We start from the raw sequence: 17,835 nt of genomic DNA, 5'->3' as shown, positions 1-17,835 counted from the left end.
ATGCCCAATGCCCCATGCCCCATGCCCTATACTAAATCTGTTGCCGCTTAATCAATTGACCAAACAATCCAGGTTGGGTGGCGAGTTCGTCAAAATTGCCTTGTTGTACTAAACGCCCATTTTGCAAAACGTAAATGCGATCGGCGTTGCGGATGGTGCTGAGGCGGTGGGCGACAACAATGCGAGTAACGTTCAGTTTTTCTAAACTTTCACTAACAATTGCCTGGGTACGATTATCTAAGGCGCTGGTGGCTTCATCAAATAGCAAGATGCGGGGGCGTAAAGCTAAAGCGCGGGCAATTAATAACCGTTGTCGCTGTCCCCCGGAAAGGTTTGTACCACCTTCGCTGACTACTGTATGCATCCCCATTGGCATGGCGTTGATATCATCAGCTAAACCTGCCATCCTTGCGGCTTCCCAAGCTTCTTCCATTGAAATGACGGCGTTACTGGAAATATTGTCAAATATGGATGCAGACATTAAACGGCTGTGTTGCAATACTACACCTAATTGACGGCGCACGGCGTTGACATTTAATCCGGCTAGTTCTTGCCCATCATAATAAATACTACCAGATTCTAGATTTTCAAAACCTAATAACAGGCGGAATAAAGTAGACTTACCACTTCCCGAAGGGCCGACGAAGGCAATAAATTCTCCGGGTTCTGCCCGCAAGCTGACATCATCTAGAGTCAGGGGGCCATCAAGGCGATAGCGGAAAATGGCATGGCTAATTTCGACTTTGCCTGATAATCTGCCTGGGTCGGCTTTATTGGTATCGACTTCTGGGGTAGCTTTGAGGATGGGTTGGGCGCGTTCCCAGAGGGGAAGGGCTTCTAAAACATCAACTACGGTAGTACTTAAGCTAGTTGCACCACTGATAAAGGTGCCAAATGCGGCATTGAAGGCTAAGAATGTCCCTGTAGAAAAACCACCGCCGTTAGCTTGGGACTGTTGCAATAAACTGGTGGCGAAGCCAAAAATGATGGCGGGGGTTAAGGCGGAGAGCAGATTATTAATGACGACTAAATTATCGTCAATACTCTGAGATTCTAAGGTTAAATGGAGTTGCTCACGATATTGTTTACCCCAGTAAGCAAATGCTCTCGATTCCGCGCCTACTGTCCGGAATTTAGACACACCGTTGATGATTTGTACCATCATTCCAAAGAGTTTACCTTGCATATTTAACAAGGGGCGGATTTTGCGTAGTGTGAGAATCCCAGTCACAATGGTGACGGTGACATTCACTAAAGCCACCAATACGGCAATCATCGCCAAAGGTGGGCTGTAGTAAAACAGTAAGCCTAAATTTAAGAGCGAGAAGACGCTAGAAAATAAGGTTTTGAGTAAAGTATTGCTGAGTTTTTGCCTAATCTGACTGATTACAGAAACCCGCGCGCTTAAATCACCGATGGAAAACTGGCGGAAAAATGATGCTTGCAGGTTTAATAATCGATCCCAAATAGCTGCTTGGGTGGAAGTATCGGCAAAGGTTTCTAAGCGCATCAGCGCTATGCCTTGGGTAAGCTGAAATAGCGTTGCCCCAAAGGTAGTAGCTACTAACCCTAAGGCAATTTGGGATAAAAGCGCTCTATCAGCATCGGGAATTGCTTGGTCAATAAGAATTGCGGTGGCTTGGGGTGTCACCATACCCAGGAGTGTGGTTGCAATTCCGACAAATAATATGGTAAATAGTTCTTTATAATGCCCTTTTGCTGCGAATTGAATCAGAGAGATGACTTTTAAAGTCTCTGGTAGGGGGCGGTAGAAAGTATATGCAGTTGGTGATAAAGTTTGAGCAATTTTGCGATCGCACTTCACCCGTTTCTTTTCTATGGGGTCGATGAGTTCGTAACGGGTTTCGGAGACGGGTAAAACTGCAACTGGGCGATTATCTCCCAATGTATAAGCTAATAAAGGGCCGCTATCACGATTCCACCAGCCATCCCGCAGGGTAATGCGCCGGATGCGGATACGGGAAGCGCGGGCGATCGCATCTAAAGGATCGCGGACTCTTCGCAAATCTTCGGAGTTTGCTGGGGGACGAATGGTAATATCTAAAACCCTTCCCACCGCCCCAGCCGCAAATAATAGCGCTTCTTCGGGAGTCAGGGCGGTTTTTAAGGGAGAAGTCGCAGCTTTTTCGCTTTCAAATAGATTCGCAAACTCATTCAGGGTAGTTGCGATCGCTTGATTATTCAGATGCGCCCGTTCTTGGAAGCGGACTAATTCAGCTTGGTTATGTTTTTGTTCGAGTTGTTGGAGTCCTGTTAAAACGTAGCTTTGAATTTGTTGTACCCCATCAATCAGGGTTTGATTGTCGGTGATCTCTGCACTCGCTACTGAGTCAACTTCGACAATCTCCCGCACTTGTAACCAGAGTTGAGAATTTAAGGGAATACGCCCCATCTCCGAATTAAATTCTAAATCTGGGAATCCCAGTAAATTCGCCTGTCCCTGTAATACCTTCACCCAGGCAACAGAGTCATGTGATACTTGAAACACTTCATTATCCCCCAAAACCGCGCAACCTGGGGTTTTGTTGGGCGTAGGGATAGTTCTAGAAGTAATTTCTGCGACAGCCGAACCTAGATGATTTACCCAACGTTCCACTGCTGCGGGGAGTTCCGCACCTAAATATTCTGGTGGAATTGGCAAAAGTTCTGCATCACTAAGAGCGATCGCCATGATATGATGCTGCCCATCAGGTGATGTGGGTTTGGCAGAAAACATCGCTTCACCTGCTTTGACGCTAAATAAATAACGTCTTCTACCTTTAGCAATGCCGTGCTGAACATTAATTGCAAATAGTGCTAGAGAACCAGATTTAACCACCCAAACTTTTTCGGGATTGTTGAGTAATAGGGGGTCATTACTCTTAAATTCATAGGGTTCTTCAAATAAGTCCATCTGATTTTCTTCAGCTAGCATAATTAAATTTATATCAAAATATTTAGGTTTAATTTGAGAAATTACTGGCGTAGGAAGGGAACGGGGAACAGGGAATAGGGAAGAAGAAATAAAAGTTAATGGATTTTTGTAAAATAGCTCACTCTAATATCTATTACTCTCTTCTTTGCGCCTTTGCGCCTTTGCGTGAGATAAAAAAAACCGCGAAGGCGCGAAGTACACGAAGGAAGAAGAGAGGAAGAGAGTTTTTGGCATTGTAAAATTTAACTTTCCAAAACCCCGCCTTCGCTCTTAATTAACTCTAAATACGGGCCTTCAACAGCACCCAACTCATCATGAGTACCGCGTTGCACAACCTTACCGCGATTGAGAACGATGATTTCATCGCAATCACGAATTGTACTCAAACGGTGAGCCACAATGATGCAACTACAACCCCGTAATCTCAAATTTTGGTCGATAATTTTTTCGGTTTCTGCATCTAATGCACTTGTAGCTTCATCCATTACCAAAATTGAGGGATTATTCACCAAAGCCCGGGCGATTTCTAACCTTTGTCTTTGTCCACCACTTAAATTCATTGCGCCTTCTAATAAGTCTGCATTGTAACCGCCGGGAAGTGACAAAATAATTTCATGAATTGCGGCATCACGGCAAGCTTGCATCAGGTTACTATCAGGAATAGTGGTGTCCCACAACGTCAGGTTCTCGCGCACAGTTCCAGCAAATAACATAATTTCCTGTTCAATTGTGGCGACAGAATTAACGATTACCTCACGGGGAATATCTTTTTTCAGTTCTCCATCAAACAGAATTTCTCCCGCCCAAGGTTGATAAAGTCCAGATACTAACTTAGCTACTGTCGATTTTCCCGAACCGCTACCACCAACTAAGGCTACACGTTGTCCGGGTTTGAGGGAAAAGCTAAAGTTTTCAATTAAAGGTGCGGCGGTACGGTTGTAGCCAAAGGTGATGTTACGCAGTTCTAAATGTCCTTCCAATTTGGGATAAGGAAGCACAGATGCAGAAGATGGTTTGCTGTCTACTTCTGTGGGGTTAAATAAAACATCATCTAGTCGATTTAAATTACCTTCGAGTTCTTGTAATTCACCACCTAAAGTTACTAGTTGGTTAACTGGTTGCATAAATTGCTGCATCAAGGATTGAAACGCAATCAGCATCCCGATAGTTAGCGCCCCATCCATGACGCGCAATCCCCCCACAGCGAGTAATAACATGGAGGTAATACCAGATAAAAAGCTTGGTAATGTTCCCAAGCCTTGATTAATGCTGTCCATTTCTTGACGCACATTAATTGACTTGGCGTAATATCCCGCCCAACGGGTGAAAAAATCTGACTCTAACCCGGAAGCTTTCAAGGTTTCCATACTTTGCAAACCTGCGATCGCTACCCCGCTGACTTTACCCGATTCTTGCATCATGCGAATATTGGTATCTACCCGCATTCTCCCTACCCACTGCAAAGCTACCAAATTCACGAAAACAAAGGCAACGCCAATGGAAGTTAAAATGCGATCGTATTGCCACATGACAATACCGTAAAAGCACACCATTACCGCTGAAATTACTGTTGTTGCCAGTTTACCGGATAATAAACTTGCTAATCGGTCATTGAGTTGAATCCGGCTACTAATTTCCCCAGCGAAACGTTGATCGTAAAAGCTGACAGGTAGATGTAGTAAATGCCAAATAAATTTACTTGACATTGACATTGATAATTTAATTTTCATCCGCCGCAACAACTGTAATTGCAAGCGGGTTAATAAGCCAGTAATTAAGGCTGTAAATAGCATTCCAAATATTAAAGGACGTAACCAATCTTCTCGCCCTTGAATTAAGATTTGGTCTACAAATACCTGGGAAAAAGTCGGCATGGCTAACCCAGGAATTACTAAGAAAAAACCAGCTAATACACAATATAGTAAAGAAGCATAAGAACCACGCAACCGGGAAGTTAAAGCTAAAAATAAACTCGGTTTACTTCCGCCCTTTTTAAACTCCGGGCCGCGTTCAAATACTAAAACAACACCTGTAAAAGACGAGCTAAATTCATCTAAAGCAATTTTACGTCTTCCTGTTGCTGGGTCATTGAGGAAAACGTGATTTTTACTAAAACCTTCAACAACTAAAAAATGATTAAAATTCCAAAATACAATATAAGGACAGGACATTTGTTGCAGTGCAGCAATATCTGTCTTAAAACCCTTAGCTTGTAAGCCGTAACTCCTAGCAGCATTGAGTACATTTGAAGCCTTACTTCCATCCCGCGAAATACCACAAGCTTGGCGTAATTCTGCTAGGGGAACAATGCGCCCATAGTAACCTAAAATCATCCCTAAAGCTGCCGCCCCACATTCTACTGCTTCCATTTGCAGTAAGGTAGGTGTGCGGCGAATGGGTTGAAATTTGGGTTTTATTTGTGATAGCTTTTGCCGAACTTGATCAAACATAAGCGTGATAGATAGCTTTCACCATAGAGAGAATCGCTTCTCAACCTTCGTTCCTAACTAAATATTTCTAGGGAGAGGTAACTTATGCAGTTTGTGGCAATTTCAGGACTGCTAGGCTGCAAGATACTCTTACAACCTCTCCTCACTTTTGCGGTAAATGTGAGTTTTACTACTATTAGCTTGCTTAAATTGCGGAGATAGATACACCACGGCTACCCCAGAGTACGCAGATAATCCCAAAATGAAGATTTAGGGTGTATTATACCGCAGGCTAATGTACCATTTCTCAACTACTGGACTGGCACGGCAGCAAGTGGTGCATTAGTAAAACTTTTGTGGGATGGGTGTCTCACCCGTCCGGGGCGGACAAGATGTCAAAATGGCATGGAATTTCGAGCAATTGAACGGGGTAAAGGTAAAAGGGAAAAGGGTAAGGGACAAAAACCTTTCCCCTTTCCCCTTAATGGTAATTAGACACCATGCTGTTTAAACCATGCTTGGAGTTTTTTCCAGCCGTCTTTTGCTTCCTTTTCCTGGTAGGAGGGGCGATAATCGGCATAAAAGGCATGGGGTGCGTTGGGATAAACGATGATTTCCGATTTGCTGCTGCTAGACTTGAGGCGATCGCGCATTTTTTCTACAGTATCTAAAGGAATCCCTGTATCCTTACCGCCATAAAGTCCTAGTACGGGAACTGTTAGCGTTGAGGCAATATCAATGGGATACTTGGGTTGCAGTTCTGTGGCATCACCAACTAATCTGCCATACCACGCTACACCTGCTTTAACTTGAGGATTATGTGCTGCATATAACCAGGTAATACGACCACCCCAGCAGAAACCCGTAATTGCCAACCTGTTAGCATTTCCCTTTGCCGATTTCACAGCCCAAGCTACAGTAGCATCAAGGTCAGATAATACCTGAGCATCGGGAACTTTTGCTACTATGGGGCGAATTTCATCAATGTTGCTTAATTTTGACACATCACCCTGACGGATAAATAATTCGGGTGCGATCGCTAAATATCCCAACTTGGCAAAACGACGGGCAACATCTTGAATATGCTCGTGTACACCAAAAATTTCTTGAATTACCAGCACAATCGGAAAATTGCTACCCCTGGCTGGCTGCGCTCTATAAGCTGGAATTTCACCATCTTGTACAGGTATTTTCACCGCACCAGCGACTAATCCTTTAGTATCGGTGGTAATGACTTTCGCATTTACAGGTTGTACTGCTAAAGCAAAGCCTGTAGCCAGGGTAGCAGTTGCGATAAAGTTGCGGCGTGTTATATCTTGATTCATCTTGATGCCTTGCGCTATCCGGGTTTAAATTTATTGTGTTAGCGAGTAGGAATTAGGTATTCAGGGCTTAGTGTTTTGGAGTTCTACTTGCTGAACTTGATACAAGCCAAATTCACTTAGCAAAACTAATTATTAGTTTTACATGAATTTATCCAAATAGAAATTTTAACTGCGGATGGTGTGGAGCAAGGCATAGCAGCTATACCCAATCAACATAATACAAGAACCATATCCGTGAAGCAGAGAAAGAGAAGAGATTGCTTAAACTCGTCAAACGTTAGAATTGACAAGGGTCAGAGAGATGCGATTAATCGCGTCTGTACAAAAATTGCAGAGACGCGATTAATCGCGTCTGTACAAAAGTTAATTCTTTCCCATTAACCATTACCCCTAATCCCCACTCCCTGCGGTCGTGGGGGCCCCGAGTTCCCCAGTCCCTAATCCCCAATCCCCAATCCCCAATATGAGCAAAATACGTGCCGTTGTTGTTGACCCCAATGTATCAGGGCGTTTAGTACTGCGTGATGTCGATGCACCTACCCCAGCTGCTAATGAAGCAGTGATTCGAGTAGCAGCAATTTCTCTCAACCGAGGAGAAGTTAGACGTTCTACAACCTCTGCTGCTTCTGGTTGGCGGCCTGGTTGGGATTTAGCTGGTGTCGTAGAAACTCCTGCAGCTGATGGTTCAGGGCCAGCTGCGGGAACCAGAGTTGTTGGTTTACTGCGTTTTGGTGCTTGGGGGGAATTGGTAGCAGTACCCACCCACTCATTAGCAGAATTACCTGCTTCAGTATCTTTTGAACAAGCTGCCACATTACCAGTAGCAGGTCTAACCGCCTATCACGCTCTACTTAAAGGCGGTTCACTTTTAGAACGCTCAGTATTAATTACAGGTGCTTCGGGTGGTGTAGGCTACTTTGCTATTCAATTAGCACAGATCAGCGGCGCACAAGTAGTCGCACATATTCGCCGTCCAGAATACGAATCTTTTGTCAAAAGCGCTGGTGCCCATGCTGTAATTATTGGGGAAAAGTTGCCACCACAGAGCGAATATGGTTCCTATCACTTAATTCTTGAGTCCGTTGGTAGCGACATTTTGGGAACATCTCTTGGTTGGTTGGCTCCAAATGGTACAATTGTGCTATTTGGTACATCTGGAGGTACAGAAGTCACATTTAATGCCCAGAGTTTTTATGGCACAGGTGGCGCAAGTTTGTACGGTTTGATATTATTTCATGAACTACAACGAGAATCTGCTGCATTGGGATTGCAAAGACTTTTACGTTTAGTAGAAGCTGGGCAATTGCGTCCTCATATTAATATTGAAGCCGATTGGACACAAATTGCGGAGGTAGCGCAAAAGTTACTTGAAAGACAGTATCTAGGTAAAGCTGTATTACGCATTTCCAATTGAATTTGAAGAGATTATCTGAATACGAAAACTACATGGGTAGAGGGTTTAGCAATACTCACCTGTGTCAACTTAACGTGAAACCCGCTCTTGTGCAAGGTTTCGCCCTCTCCCCCAGCCCCTCTCCCACAGGGCTAAGGTGTACACACAAGTACTCTCCGCATACGTTTCAGGGATTTCAACCCCCTTAAATTGTCATTGCGTTCGCGTAGCGTCTCGTAGAGAGGAGGAACGACGAAGCAATCCCAGCACCCTGCGATTGCTTCGCTTCGCTCGCAATGACAGGTTGTGAGCGATTTTTATCTGAGTTTAAAACTCCCTTCCAGGTAGGATTTCAAGACTTCTGTGTACACCGTAGCTCCCACAGGGAGAAGGGAGCAAGAGATTTAGTTCCCCTTCTCCTGCGGGAGAAGGGGTTAGGGGATGAGGGCGCGAGGTATTTGTACAACGCCCGCCCTATATCGCTTTTAGCTTAAGTTGACACCTATGAGCAATGCTAAACCCCTACACAAATGTATGTTGATCGCAAGGTTTACTTTATTAATCATTTGTGAATCGTTCTCTGCCTTATTGCCCATCTATGACAACTTCTCAACAGAGGCTATCGATTTAGTAAGCTCTGCGGGTAAAAGTGTAGTAAAGCCATAAACCAATAATGGCACCAATGATGGAGACGATAATACCGCCAATACTCAATCCTGCTGAGGTTAAGGCTAACGTTCCTGTGGTTAACAAAGTGTATATACTCCCACCAATGAGCGCACCAATGATTCCTAGGAGGATTGTGCCTAAAATGTTACCCCCTTGATGTCCGGGATAAATCATTTTGGCGATCGCACCTGCAATCAATCCTAAAACGATCCAAGCTAGAATATTCATAATTTTTCTCCCTTAACAACATATTTCGTTAAACACGCTGAACATTCAATCATTTACTCTGCCTGTTTTTGTAATCAGACAAAAATTACTATTTTTCTGTGAGCAATACATTAAGCGTGTTCTTCTTGCTATGTATAGAATATGATTTCTTTCAAGACTACTTCCACCATCTGAAGTAAGAAAATCTATCTAAATACCATCTACTTTGAAATTTTTAATTGTTGAGCATCGGGTTGTATTCGTCTAATCTGCGACTGTTCCCGATTTCCTGCTCTCTTGGGAAAACTCCTGTTCCCAACTTGGAGAAGGTTGAAAATATTAAGTTTCTGCAATCATTAGTAACAGATTTTGAGACTGATTCTGCACGATAGCTTTATTTAGCTACTATCAAAAGTAGCATCTATTAGTAGGAGAAAATCAGATTTATTTATTTAGATACTAATCATTTATGATAATTTATTTTTCAGAAAAAATCCAAATATTGAGCGAATACATACCATAAATTAAAATCATAATTGGCTAATTCAAGCAAATTCAATATCCCAAGTCAAACAACTGACTTTAGAAGGATGATTATTCATGTCAATACACATATAGGAATCCTATAGGACTCATATTTGATTTCTGAAATACACGTAGGGGAGCCAGTGCGTTGCGGAGGTTCCCTCCGTTATAGCAACTGGCGTTGTGTTGTCGCACAGCGCAACGCACCAAAGCCCAGAATACGGTGCGTTACACTTGGTGATAACGCACCCTACACATACCTAGATTTTTTCAATAATCAAATCGGATTCCTATAGACGCTCATATTGTGCAACCATTAGTCATGGGACAGCAAGTTAATATACATCCTGTAATGGTAATTGTGACGTTTCTGGTTATGGGTAAGCTATTTGGTTTAATTGGGGTATTGCTTGCAGTTCCAGCAGCAGCCGTGATTGTGACGCTCATTGATGAGTTTACACGTAAGGAACCACAAACAGAATTGCCCCTAGCAGGAGACTAATTTCCTAATACCGATTCTAAATGAGGGTGCATATAACTGTAGAATGGGAAACAACAAAGATTAATACCAATTCAAATATTTTTTACCACAAGCTTGTGATATATCAAATTATTTTAGTTTCTATCTAAAGTAGAATCAAAATTTCATAGTGATTTCACTTTTCTATGCCAGCGTAATTAAAGAAGGCTTTTAGCAATGAGTTGAGTATGCGGCTGATATTAGTTGAGGATGAAGCAGATTTAGGCGCAGCAATCAAAGAAGTCCTATCTCATGAGGCCTATGTAGTTGATTGGTTTCTGGATGGGACTCAGGCGTGGCAATATCTGGAAACCGGCTGGACTGAGTATACGCTAGGGATTTTTGATTGGATGCTACCTGGAGTTTCTGGGGTAGAGTTGTGTAAATGGTTGCGGAAGCGCCAATTAATTCTGCCTGTTTTGATGTTAACGGCAAAAGACCGTATGGAAGAAAAAATTATTGGTCTAGATAGCGGTGCTGATGACTATTTGGTGAAACCATTTGATATGGCAGAACTGCTAGCAAGATTAAGAGCATTACAACGCCGTGCTTCTTATGTAGGCACAACATTTACACCCCAAATTCAACCCCGACGCTTACAAGTAGGTTGTCTAACTCTTAATTACAGTACTCATGAACTGACTCGACATTATCCAAATGGGGAGAAGCAATTATTATCTTTAACTGCCAAAGAATTCCAATTATTAGAATATTTCATGCGCCATCCTCACCAAATTATCAGTCGCGACCAAATTATTAATCAACTGTGGGAAATTGGTGCAGAACCATGTAGCAATGTAGTAGCTGCACAAATTCGTTTATTAAGACGCAAATTAGGAGAAGAAGATAGCGAATCTTTAATAGAAACTATCTATGGTGTAGGCTATCGCCTCAACATTCATACCGAAAAAAAACTGCACTTTGAGTAAAAATATGCAACGCAATCCCATTTTTTACCAGACTCGTTTACGTTTAGCAGCTTGGTACACACTCGTGATGGGTGGTATTTTAGGGCTATCTGGACTAGGGGTTTATAGTGTAGTTGCCCATACCTACTATGAAACCATAGATCAGGGATTGCAATCAGTAGCAAAGGCATTACATCAAAGTATTGAACCAGCTTGGCAGCAACCTGGACATTTAGAGCAACTTGCTCAAGAACTTTCAGTAAAATTATGTATAACTCCAATCAACTGTTTGCCGAAAACAACTATTATTAAACAACCAATAGTAGAAGCAGCTAATCAAGTTAATTACTATATACGCTTATTGGATCGTTCGGAAAAGCTGTTTGCCATTGCAGGGATGTCATTTAATGATTTACCAATGACTTCACCGACAAAACAATGGCAAATTCTCACAAATTCTTCTGGTACTAGATACCGTCAAATCACTTTACCTTTATATACTCAAAACCAGCTTTCTGGTTATCTTCAGGTAGCACGCAGCCTTACAGACTTAGACCAACATCTTCATTATTTAAGATTAACTTTAATTCTAGGGTTGCCAATTTCCATGATTTTTGTTGGTTTATCAAGTTGGTGGTTAGCAGGGAGAGCCATGCAACCTGTATATCATTCCTATCAACAAATGCAACAATTTACTGCTGATGCTGCCCATGAGTTTCGTACACCCTTAGCTGCAATGTATTCTACTATTGAAGCTGCGATTAAGTTACAGCAAGAACCCAAATCAAATAGTAGCATTTTAGATGTTCTCAAACGTCAAAATCGTCGCCTGTCGCAATTGGTCGGAGATTTATTACTGTTGACCAGGATAGACCAGAAACAACTTATAGGAGAATATAAATCCTGCTGTTTAAATGATTTAATTAGCGACTTAATAGAGGAATTAGCATTTTTAGCTGTAGAGGCTCAAGTTAATCTTTCTCAGCAGATGCTAGTTGCCAAAAAAATCTATGTCATGGGAAATGAAGAACAGCTTTATCGTTTAATTTCTAACTTAATTATGAATGCCATTCAAGCGACACCTAGTGGGGGAAAAGTTACAGTTTTTTTAGAAGATAGCGAGCATTACGCGATTATCAAAGTTCAAGACACAGGAATTGGCATTGCTGTTGAACATCAAGGGCGAATTTTTGATCGCTTCTATCGAGTTGATCGCAATCGCTCTCGCACCTCTGGTGGTTCGGGATTAGGTTTAGCTATAGCATTGGCGATCGCGCTTGCACACAAAGGCACTATTCATCTTCAAAGCCAACCTGGACTTGGTAGTACATTTACAGTCCGTCTGCCTTTATAACTAGTTGTAATTTTTTATTAGTAATTGGTAAGAATTTCAAGCGTGTTTACGTAGAGTATATAGTTTGGTGCAATTACCAACTGATACCAAATCAAATAATTTTTGCGACACATCAATCATATTCTAGAGGGCAAAGCAGTGCCTTGCCCCTACAATCTGTCGCATTCTTTTTTAAAATTGGTATTACTTATATCTATCTTTCTTTTGATATATAGAAATTTCATTTAATTTTCATTTTTTAATGAAACGCTATTGATAGAAGAAAAAACATTTTGACAACTAAAACACCATCACTCTTGAAAAGTGATTGCTAAAAATGATGTTTGTGAGGGGAAAAATTCTGTGGTTGAGGCTTTACCGCCAGATGCTGCAACCAAGACGCTTGGCTTTCTTTGAAGCTTGCGTAATTGGTTTGGTTTCTGGACTGGCAGCAGTTGTCTTAGGGCAAGCAGTAGACTGGGCAGGGGCATGGCGAGTTCATATTTCCTACCTTTGGCCTGCCTATTTGGTGCTACCTGCTATTGGCTTAGTAGGAGGAGTCTTAGCTGGTTGGCTAGTAGAACGCTTTGCACCGGAAGCATCTGGTAGTGGGATGTCGGAAGTGAAGGCGGTACTAGCTCGTGTACCCATGCCGTTGAATTTGCGGATTGCTCTAGTCAAATTGATCAGTGCCACCTTAGTACTAGGTTCAGGAATGCCTTTAGGACGGGAAGGGCCGACTGTACAAATTGGGGCGGCTTTAGCCAATCAACTGAGTAATTGGGTGCCGACTTCCCCAGAACATCGTCGTCAACTGATCGCTGCTGGAGCTGGCGCAGGGTTAGCCGCAGCTTTTAATGCGCCGATTGCAGGTGTGTTATTTGTGGTGGAAGAACTACTCCAAGATGTCTCAGGTATTACCCTTGGCACTGCAATTTTGGCTTCTTTTATTGCTTCTGTTATCTCTCGGCTTTATGGCAGTCACAGGTTAGATCTGAACATTAATTTAGCTGTGACACATACAACATTCTTTGCTCAGGAAATTCCTTTCTACTTGATTTTGGGAGTTCTGGCTGGGTTACTAGGAATTCTCTTTAATAAGAGTGTGATTGCTAGTTTGGCAGTTAACCGCCGCCTGCTACGCTTGAGTTTACCCTGGCGAATTGGAATTGTTGGGTTAATTACTGGGATTGCGATCGCTATTTTACCTGTAGCCTTTCGCAATCATGCTGGGTTGCGAGATCTGTTGCTTACAGGTAATGGTGATTCAGTATTAGCTGCGATCGCTTTTGTTGTTCAATTTAGCTTAATTATTTTAACTTACGGCTCTGGAGCGCCAGGAGGTTTGCTAGTTCCCACCTTAGTCTTAGGAGCTGCCCTTGGCTACTTAGTAGGCGCTACGCAAGAGAGTTTGCTGGGCATGAGTGCAGCCACAACTTACGCCCACGTAGGCATGGCGGCATTTTTTAGTGCTGTCTCTAAGGTGCCAATTACAGCAGTTGTCATTGTCTTTGAGATGACTACAGATTTTAATTTGGTGCTACCGTTAATGATTGTGTCTGTAGTTGCGTATTTAGTTGCAGAAAAAATAGACTATAGGTCGCTTTACGATTTGCTACTAGAATGGAAAGGCATTCACATTAAAAAAGAACCAATTGTGGAGGGACTTTTAGCACAGTTAACTGCCGCAGATGTCATGCAGCGCCGTGTGGAAACTCTCTCTAGCAAAATGAGTATTGATGAAGCAGTACAAGCATTTTCCCATTCTCACCATCGCAATTTCCCAGTAGTTGAGAATGGTAAACTTGTAGGTATTGTCACTCAAAAAGATGTGGTAAATACTGGCTCCCAGCAGTTAGCTCGTGATACACTTATCAATGGGATTATGACACCAGAGCCAGTTACAGTCAGCCCCACAGCTACCCTGGCTTATGTTTTACATCTACTCAACCGTTATAACTTGAGCTGTTTGCCTGTTACCGAAGGGCGCAAACTTGTAGGAATTATTACACGGACTGATATTATCCGCGTTGAAGCCGAGCGACTCAATGGTAATGTAGAGAAAATTGAGCCGACCAAGACATTAGAACCTTCCTATGTAATTTACCAAACTCGCGCTCCGGCTATGAGAAAAGGCAGGTTGTTAGTGCCATTGTCCCATCCACAGACAGCCGAAACCTTACTAGAAATGGCAGCAGCGATCGCTAAAGAGAAGCATTACGAAATCGAATGTCTGCAAGTAATTATCGTGCCACGCGATCGCACTCCTTCGGAAACACCAGTGCCAACTGTCAAAAGTCATCGTCTGTTGCAACAGGCTGTACAGTTAGGAGAAGATTGGCGCATTCCTGTGCATACACAGATTCGGGTTGCCCATGATGTTGCAGGGGCAATATTAGAGACTGTCAAAGAGCGACATATTGATTTGGTACTCATGGGTTGGAAAGGCAATACTTCAACTCCGGGTAGAGTTTTCAGCCGAGTTGTTGATACTGTGATTCGCCAGGCGGCTTGTGATGTTGTGTTAGTGAAATTAAATGACCATAAAAGTTTTGAGCGTTGGTTGCTACCAATGGCAGGTGGCCCCAACTCCAGCCAAGCAATTGAGCTATTACCTGCGCTGACTACCCTGAGTTCATCACCTGCGATTAAGTTATATCAGGTTTTCAAACCTACTGAATCTCAACCAGATACAACATTGCTCAACAGATATCTTCGCTTTCTTGAGCCGAGAGTTAGTGGTAAAGTGACTGCTACCCCAGTCTGTGCTAATTCGGTTCCTGAGGCTGTCATTGATTGTGCTCAACAAGACCGCAGTGATGTAATTATCCTGGGCGCTAGTCGTGAAAGTCTTCTTAAGCAAGTGATTAATGGCAATATTCCTGAAAATATTTCTCGTAGAAGTAATTGCACAGTTATTCTGGTACGCAGTGCCACAGCTTAGAGACTTCCAACTCAAAAAATATTCCATTGCTGTGTATGCAGAGGAGGCTGCTTCCTCTCCCCCCTCAACCCAAGCTTGTATCTTAGATGCGATCGCCCTGCTTAGTCTATGAATATAACCGATTGTTTCAAATCATAACGTTGTTTATATTTCTCTTCGATTATATTTCTCATCGATCATCCCAATAATTGCCCATGTGCTATTTGTTGGCTATACCAGCACTACATCAAAAAATCCACAACACAAAATTTGACGGGAGATACTATGAGCAGCGAAAGCGGATGCCCATTTACGGGCGGAGGCCAGAAATTTCAGGCTCGTCATGTGCCGTCGAACCGAGACTGGTGGCCAAATTATTTGAATCTGAGCATTCTCCACCAGCACTCACCCCAGTCCAATCCGATGGGTGAGGCGTTCAACTACGCTCAGGAGTTTCAGAGTCTCGACTTAAATGCTGTCAGGCAAGATATCTATCAGCTGATGACCACCTCTCAAGACTGGTGGCCAGCCGACTACGGTCATTATGGGCCGCTGTTCATCCGCATGGCTTGGCACAGCGCAGGCACCTATCGGATTGGCGACGGTCGCGGCGGCGCGGGATCAGGTAGCCAAAGGTTTGAGCCACTCAACAGTTGGCCCGACAATGCCAACCTCGACAAGGCGCGGATGTTACTTTGGCCAATCAAGCAGAAATACGGCAAGAAAATCTCCTGGGCTGACCTCATGGTCTTCGCCGGCAACTGCGCCTTAGAGTCGATGGGCTTCAAGACGCTCGGCTTTGCGGGCGGGCGCGTAGATGTCTGGCAGCCAGAAGAAGATATCTACTGGGGTTCTGAGAAAACCTGGCTCGGCGACGAGCGTTACAGTGGCGATCGTGTGCTCCTCAATCCCCTGGCTGCGGTTCAGATGGGTCTAATTTACGTGAATCCCGAAGGGCCCAACGGCGAACCCGATCCTGTTGGCTCAGGGCGCGATATTCGCGATACCTTTGGGCGGATGGCGATGAATGATGCAGAAACGGTGGCGCTCGTTGCTGGCGGGCATACCTTTGGCAAATGTCATGGTGCGGCCGAAGCGACGCACGTAGGTCATGAACCTGGGGGTGCCACCATTGTGGAGCAGGGTCTCGGTTGGAAAAGCACCTTCAACACAGGTGTCGGCATTGATGCCATCACCAGCGGTATCGAAGGGGCATGGACTCCTACGCCGACGCAATGGGACAACAGCTACCTCGAAACCCTATTTAAATACGACTGGGAACTGGTGAAAAGTCCTGCTGGCGCACATCAGTGGACACCTAAGAATGGCGCTGGCGCAGGTACCGTGCCCGACGCACATGATCCAGCAAAACGGCACGCCCCCATGATGACTACAGCGGACATGGCCATGAGGCTTGACCCCATCTACGAGCCGATTTCGCGGCGTTATTACGAGCACCCGGATGAGTTTGCAGATGCGTTTGCCAAGGCGTGGTTCAAGCTGACGCATCGCGACATGGGGCCGCGATCGCGCTATCTCGGCCCAGAAGTCCCGGAAGAAGAGTTTTTGTGGCAAGATCCCATCCCCCCAGTCACCCATCAATTGATTGATGAGCAGGATATCGCCGCTCTCAAAGGCAAGATTCTGGCCTCGGGACTGTCTGTTTCCCAACTCGTTACGACTGCTTGGGCATCTGCCTCAACGTTCCGCTGCTCCGATATGCGCGGTGGAGCAAACGGGGCGCGTATTCGTCTCGCGCCGCAGAAGGATTGGGAAGTCAACCAGCCGACTCAACTGGCAACAGTACTGCAAACCCTAGAGGCAATTCAACAGGAGTTCAACAGCGCGCAGCCCGGCGGGAAGGAGGTTTCGCTAGCTGACTTGATCGTTCTGGGCGGATGTGCAGGGATCGAACAAGCAGCGAAAAATGCTGGTCACGACCTGACGGTTCCCTTCCAGCCGGGACGCACGGATGCGTTGCCAGAGAAAACGGATGTCGAATCCTTCGCCGTGCTGGAGCCAACTGCGGACGGGTTCCGCAACTACACCAGCGGCAAACGTAGCGAATCCCTGGAGGAGTTGCTGGTTGATCGGGCGCAATTGCTTTCCCTTTCAGCCCCGCAGATGACGGTTCTTGTAGGCGGCTTGCGTGTCTTGGGCGCGAACTATGGAGCATCGAAACACGGTGTCTTTACCCATCGTCCAGAGACATTGACTAATGACTTCTTCGTGAATCTGCTCGACCTGGGTACAACTTGGAAGGCGATTTCTGAAGATGAATATGAGTTTGAGGGGAGCGATCGCAAAACAGGGGCACTTAAGTGGACTGGTACCCGTGTTGACCTGATCTTCGGCTCAAATTCTCAGCTACGAGCTCTCGCAGAAGTCTACGGAGCTGAGGACTCGCAGCCAAAATTTGTACATGACTTTGTGGCGGCGTGGGACAAGGTGATGAACCTTGATCGCTATGACCTCAAATAGTCGAGAGTGAGAAGTCTTCGAGAATTTCTCGGCGTAATTTCGCTTATTTGGTGATTGATGGTCGAGGTGGAAGCCAATACTGCTCGGTTAAGGATTTTCAACTCTTAATTTGGTTTGGGGAAAAGGTGTACCCCTGCGGGGAAGCAAGCTACGCGTAGCGTCTCCGCAGGAGAAAGGGTAAAGGTTA

Annotated in this window: 10 protein-coding genes; 6 read left to right on the top strand and 4 right to left on the bottom strand. The window is 44.4% G+C overall.

Annotation, left to right across the window (positions count from 1 at the left end; all coding sequences use genetic code 11):
* Window positions 1–31 precede the first annotated feature (31 nt).
* From HGR01_RS11010 to HGR01_RS11000, 3 genes are all read right to left on the bottom strand, one after another.
* A complete protein-coding gene (locus HGR01_RS11010; protein WP_045872814.1) occupies window positions 32–2,935 on the bottom strand; it encodes an NHLP bacteriocin export ABC transporter permease/ATPase subunit in 2,904 nt (967 codons plus the stop codon).
* A 242-nt stretch (window positions 2,936–3,177) separates the two neighbouring features.
* Complete coding sequence (locus tag HGR01_RS11005) at window positions 3,178–5,385, bottom strand: NHLP family bacteriocin export ABC transporter peptidase/permease/ATPase subunit (RefSeq protein ID WP_045872815.1); 2,208 nt, start codon at window positions 5,383–5,385, stop codon at window positions 3,178–3,180.
* A 470-nt stretch (window positions 5,386–5,855) separates the two neighbouring features.
* Window positions 5,856–6,689 carry a dienelactone hydrolase family protein gene (locus HGR01_RS11000; RefSeq protein ID WP_045872816.1) on the bottom strand — a complete coding sequence of 278 codons (834 nt, stop codon included), beginning with the start codon at window positions 6,687–6,689 and terminating at the stop codon, window positions 5,856–5,858.
* A gap of 463 nt (window positions 6,690–7,152) precedes the next feature.
* Between HGR01_RS11000 and HGR01_RS10995 the strand changes: the two genes are divergently transcribed.
* On the top strand, window positions 7,153–8,103 hold the full coding sequence (locus HGR01_RS10995) for a zinc-binding dehydrogenase (RefSeq protein WP_045872817.1): 951 nt from the start codon (window positions 7,153–7,155) through the stop codon (window positions 8,101–8,103).
* Between the two features lie 606 nt (window positions 8,104–8,709).
* Here HGR01_RS10995 and HGR01_RS10990 read toward each other — a convergent pair.
* Entirely contained in the window at window positions 8,710–8,979 is a 270-nt protein-coding gene (locus tag HGR01_RS10990; protein ID WP_045872818.1) for a GlsB/YeaQ/YmgE family stress response membrane protein, read from the bottom strand.
* Between the two features lie 826 nt (window positions 8,980–9,805).
* On the opposite strand from HGR01_RS10990, the gene HGR01_RS10985 reads away from it, so the two are divergent.
* The 5 genes from HGR01_RS10985 to katG all read left to right on the top strand — a co-directional run bounded on the left by HGR01_RS10985 (window position 9,806) and on the right by katG (window position 17,648).
* Window positions 9,806–9,985, top strand: a complete 180-nt coding sequence (locus HGR01_RS10985; RefSeq protein ID WP_045872819.1) for an AI-2E family transporter — start codon at window positions 9,806–9,808, stop codon at window positions 9,983–9,985.
* Between the two features lie 206 nt (window positions 9,986–10,191).
* Window positions 10,192–10,932 carry a two-component system response regulator RppA gene (rppA, locus tag HGR01_RS10980; RefSeq protein ID WP_045872820.1) on the top strand — a complete coding sequence of 247 codons (741 nt, stop codon included), beginning with the start codon at window positions 10,192–10,194 and terminating at the stop codon, window positions 10,930–10,932.
* Between the two features lie 4 nt (window positions 10,933–10,936).
* On the top strand, window positions 10,937–12,265 hold the full coding sequence (gene rppB / locus HGR01_RS10975) for a two-component system sensor histidine kinase RppB (RefSeq protein ID WP_045872821.1): 1,329 nt from the start codon (window positions 10,937–10,939) through the stop codon (window positions 12,263–12,265).
* A gap of 319 nt (window positions 12,266–12,584) precedes the next feature.
* Window positions 12,585–15,188 carry a chloride channel protein gene (locus HGR01_RS10970; protein WP_045872822.1) on the top strand — a complete coding sequence of 868 codons (2,604 nt, stop codon included), beginning with the start codon at window positions 12,585–12,587 and terminating at the stop codon, window positions 15,186–15,188.
* 264 nt (window positions 15,189–15,452) lie between these two features.
* Complete coding sequence (gene katG, locus HGR01_RS10965) at window positions 15,453–17,648, top strand: catalase/peroxidase HPI (protein ID WP_045872823.1); 2,196 nt, start codon at window positions 15,453–15,455, stop codon at window positions 17,646–17,648.
* The last annotated feature ends 187 nt before the right edge of the window (window positions 17,649–17,835 follow it).

It is taken from the genome of Tolypothrix sp. PCC 7712, from assembly GCF_025860405.1.
GTDB classification, from domain to species: Bacteria; Cyanobacteriota; Cyanobacteriia; order Cyanobacteriales; family Nostocaceae; genus Aulosira; species Aulosira diplosiphon.
The sequence above is the reverse complement of the archived record's forward strand: the minus strand, read 5'-3'. Positions and strand labels throughout refer to the sequence as shown.